This window comes from Marinagarivorans sp. (genome assembly GCF_982758155.1).
The window spans coordinates 1-4396 of record NZ_CEXWTU010000321.1 but is presented as its reverse complement, the minus strand read 5'-3'; the positions used below and the strand labels follow the sequence as shown (position 1 = coordinate 4396).

The following is a 4396-nucleotide window of genomic DNA, read 5'->3' as shown; positions in this document are numbered from 1 at the left end:
AACCCGCATCACGCATTACCGACATGCACGTCTGCCCAATGACGACAGGCCCGGTTCCCCACGTGGGCGGCCCCATCGTCTCACCCGGCGGCCCCACGGTATTGATCGGTAAGTTACCTTCGGCCACGCTCGGCAGTATGTGTGTCTGTGTGGGCCCACCGGATGTCATAGTCATGGGTAGTACAACGGTGATGATCTGTAAAAAGCCGGCGGCCCGAATGGGGGATAGTACGGCACATGGTGGCAAGATTGTAGTGGGCTGTCCTACTGTGTTGATTGGGGGGTAGAACTTTCTTTGTTCGCTGAGCTTTCTAGGGTTTTCAATTCATCGAGTACTACTGGCCATTGCTTAAGCCAGCAGCAGTTATGGTCGTTATTTGTTTCAATAATATTAGCGGACGTGTCGTTTTTAGTCGCCAGTTGTGTGATTTTCATAGGAATATTGCGATCTTTAGTTCCGACGTAATGCCAGCGAAACATCGACCCAGGCAGTGGTGAGTGCTTACTTGGGTTGAGTGAGTCTTTTAGGGGCAAATATCCATGATGCTCTGTCCATGCGTCTGGATCCAGGTTGCCTGCCACGGTAACTACCCCAACAACATCATCTCGAATCTGGGCGATAAGCATCGCGAGAGTCCCGCCACCACTATGACCGATTAAGACTAGCGGTTTTTTTCCATGTCGGCGCTGAATCTTGTTCAGCGCCGAATCTAGCGCTGCCACTACTTCTTGGCTGTATCGAGCGCTCGCCCACCAAAGAGGTCTACATGGTATTGGTGGTGTTTTATTAAATCCGTAGCAAGGACGCTCTAAATATACGCTGTCTTGTGAGTCTATAAGCATTAGGCCTAGGGCCAATTTTTGTCGGCTAGTCGGGTTGGTACTTTGGGTGCGGCCGCGCTTCCAAGGTCGTCCGTCACCCTCAATATAAATGTGTCTCCAGCCTGTGTTTTGGTTTGTGTTTTGACTATAGGCAAATAATGGCGGAAAGCCGTCGACACTGAGTTGATCAACCGTGCAATGATTACACTTCAGCGTACTACACCCGGTAATGATAAAAAGGCAAAGTGCGGCGCAGGGGATGCGGGCGGTCGATAGTGTCAAAATCTTCATGGGATTCGTGTGAACTTGAGACGTAAACGCATCCTAACAGATAAATGAGCGCGTGAAGGGGGATGCGGTCGTTCATTTTTTGAGTTAAAGTTCCGCCCCTAAAAGGCGTGTTAGCGTTTGAATCTTGGCGTCGGCTTGTGGTTGAATTTAAGGCTGGCTTGGGTTTGAATAATAATCGTCACCTCGCTGTGATTATCAATACACATCACTGTTTCAGCTAAAAGGAGAATAGTGCGTTATGCCTAGGTTGCCCCGCTTACAGATAGCGGATATCCCTCAGCATATTGTCCAGGTAGGGCACAACGGTTTATCGTGTTTTTTCGATGATGAAGATTATGAGTTTTATTTACAAAGCTTAAAATCAGCCGCCGAGCAATATAACGTGAATGTTCACGCTTATGTCTTGCTACCCAATATGATTCAAATTGTTGCAACCCCTAAAATGGCTAATGGCGTCTCGTCATTGATGCAGTCTTTGGGGCGTCGCTATGTGCAGTATGTTAATCACCGTTATAAACGGTCCGGGACATTATGGGACGGCCGCTATAAATCCAGTTTGATTGACAGTGCCTCTTATTTGCTCAGTTGTTATCGCTATGTTGAGCTTAAACCCATGTTCAGAGGCCTTTGTGATTCGCTGAACGATTACCCTTGGTCTAGTTTTCGACATCATGCGGGTTTAGAGCAAAGTCCGTTGATTGTGGAGCATCGCCTCTATGATGCTTTGGGCGATACACGCGTCGAGCGCTGCCAAGAGTACCGACGCCTTTTTCGCTACGATTTCGATCAGCGCTTATCACAGTATATTGCCGAAACGATTAAGCTGGGTCATGTACTGGGTGGTGATGCATTTAAAGATAAGATTGAGCAAGTCGCCAATCAGCGTGTGAGACCCTTAAAGCGAGGGAGGCCCCGCAAAGATGCCGAAGACTTAAGTGAGGAGGTTCTTGATGAACCGGTTTTGTCACCAGCTCCGGTTGTGCGTGACTCTAATATGCCGGTGATAAAGCCGACCCTGATGGCTGCACCTGAAAGGTCAAATAAAGTCTAGTAACTTCAGATCGGGCAGTGATCATTGCCCGATATTCAAGCTCCGCTATAACCCCCTTCTTAACTCCGCTATAATGCCCCGTTGTATTGACTTCTAATTTTTAACCGTGCGTTGTCGTTGTGTACGCATTAGGGTGAGCGAGTGAGCTATCAAGTATTGGCCCGTAAGTGGCGGCCGCGTATTTTTCGTGAAATGGTGGGGCAAGAGCATGTCTTGAAGGCGCTTATTAATGCGCTTGATCACAATCGCTTGCATCACGCTTATTTATTTACGGGAACGCGTGGTGTTGGTAAAACGACGATTGCACGTATTTTAGCCAAGTGTCTCAACTGCGAAACCGGTGTGAGTTCTGAACCTTGTGGTCAATGCCCTTCATGTCTCGAAATTGCTGAAGGGCGCTTTATTGATCTTATCGAGGTCGATGCAGCATCGCGTACGCGGGTGGAAGATACACGCGAGCTATTGGATAACGTTCAATACGCACCAACGCGCGGCCGCTATAAAATATACCTCATCGATGAAGTGCACATGCTGTCTACCCACAGCTTTAATGCACTGCTCAAAACACTCGAAGAGCCGCCTGAACATGTAAAATTTTTGTTGGCGACAACGGATCCGCAGAAATTGCCGGTCACTATCTTGTCGCGTTGTTTGCAGTTCAATTTAAAAAATATGTCACCAGAGCGGATTGTGAGTCACCTGCAATTTGTTTTGGGTAAAGAAGTCATTCCTTGCGAGGATGCGGCTTTGTGGCAGTTGGCGCGCTCGGCCGATGGCAGTATGCGCGATGCCTTGAGTTTAACGGATCAAGCTATCGCCTTTGGCGGAGGGAAAGTCTCAGATACTGATGTAATCGCGATGCTTGGGACCATCGACCACAAGCTAATCGAGAAACTTGTTAGAGCTCTTATTAATGGCAGTGGTCCTGAAGTTTTAACGGCAGTGGCCGAATTTTCTGAGCATGCACCAGATTATTACGGTGCACTTGGCGAGCTAATTACCTTTTTGCACCGCCTAGCCATTGCGCAAGCAATGCCTGAGGCTCTTGATAATAGCTACGGTGATCGCAAAACTATTTTAGAATTATGCCAGCTTTTACCGCCAGAAGATGTTCAGCTTTTTTACCAAACAGCACTTATTGGGCGTCGCGATTTACACCTATCGCCAGACCCTCGCTCTGGGTTAGAGATGACGCTGCTGCGAATGTTGGCGTTCAAGCCGCAGGGTGTTGCGGATGTTCCAACCAAGGCCTTGAGTAAAGAGTCCAGCGTTGCTGTGACGCAAGAGGTCGCGGCCCCTGTAATTAATATACCGGACCCAGACAGGGCACCTGAGCCTGCGGTAAATAGATTATCACCGGCAAATACCCCAGAGACCAATCCTCCAATCGATGCTATGCATAAAGCCGTTGATCCTATGATCGCGCCGCCGATGATTGAAGAGGCTCCACCTTGGGAGGCCGAGCCAGCACCGATAGCCCAAGACAATGCGCCGCCAAAACATACCGAGGTCGCTGATACCGCAAAAAAGTCCCTTGAGGCGCTATTAAATGCGCCTGGCTTATCGGGCTTAAGGCCGGCTTCTCAGATTTCTGCTCCGCCCACTAAACCTATATTGCCTACAACCATTCAGCCGGTGGTTGAAGTTGCGGCGCCACGGGACCCGCTGAGCATTAAACCTGAACATTGGCTATCCGTTTACAATAGTCTCGGTGTTAAGGGGGTACTGCAAAGTACCGTGGCTAATTGTGCTTTAGTGAGTTGTGAGGATGGCCATTTCTTTTTCTGGCTGGATCAAAACAAAGGTGCTTTGTTCGACGATTCTCACAAGCAGCGCTTCAATGATTTATTAAATGATTACTTTCAGTCACCGGTTAAAGTGCATATTGAATTAGCCGCGATATCCTCAGATATGATGACGCCTGCGATTGATGCTGAAAATAGACGCCAACAGGCCTTGGCAAATGCAATTTCTCAAATGCAAAAAGAACCTTTTGTGCAAGATTTACAAGCTCATTTTAGTGCCGTATTGAATATTGAATCTGTGATAGTGCATTAACAGAGAGCTAAGGGGCGTGCACTGAATAAGTTGTTGGAATTTGGGTTTTTGGGTGCTTGCTTGACGAGGCGAAAATAGGGCGTAATAGCCGGCTATTGCAAATATTTTTAACGAAGGCAAGCGTGCACCCAGGAATTCAAAAACGGGAAGTTATTTCATGCACGCCCCTAAGGG

Annotated in this window: 4 protein-coding genes; 3 read left to right on the top strand and 1 reads right to left on the bottom strand. The window is 48.2% G+C overall.

What is annotated here, in order from left to right:
- On the top strand, positions 1-287 hold a 287-nt coding region (locus tag AC3A8L_RS20220; protein WP_487964077.1), incomplete at its 5' end, for a PAAR domain-containing protein.
- Here the strand turns inward: AC3A8L_RS20220 and AC3A8L_RS20215 are convergent.
- A complete protein-coding gene (locus tag AC3A8L_RS20215; RefSeq protein ID WP_487964076.1) occupies positions 265-1113 on the bottom strand; it encodes an alpha/beta fold hydrolase in 849 nt (282 codons plus the stop codon). The two genes, AC3A8L_RS20220 and AC3A8L_RS20215, sit on opposite strands and share 23 nt — an antisense overlap.
- Positions 1114-1351: 238 nt before the next feature.
- Here AC3A8L_RS20215 and AC3A8L_RS20210 point away from each other — a divergent pair, with 238 nt between their 5' ends.
- A complete protein-coding gene (locus AC3A8L_RS20210; RefSeq protein ID WP_487964075.1) occupies positions 1352-2164 on the top strand; it encodes a transposase in 813 nt (270 codons plus the stop codon).
- A 141-nt stretch (positions 2165-2305) separates the two neighbouring features.
- Positions 2306-4222, top strand: a complete 1917-nt coding sequence (gene dnaX / locus AC3A8L_RS20205; protein ID WP_487964074.1) for a DNA polymerase III subunit gamma/tau — start codon at positions 2306-2308, stop codon at positions 4220-4222.
- The last annotated feature ends 174 nt before the right edge of the window (positions 4223-4396 follow it).

What these genes read in the sequence shown, in the direction of transcription:
- AC3A8L_RS20215 (WP_487964076.1), bottom strand. Translation starts at nt 1,113, where the DNA reads ATGAAGATTTTGACACTATCGACCGCCCGCATCCCCTGCGCCGCACTT.
- AC3A8L_RS20210 (WP_487964075.1), top strand. Translation starts at nt 1,352, where the DNA reads ATGCCTAGGTTGCCCCGCTTACAGATAGCGGATATCCCTCAGCATATT.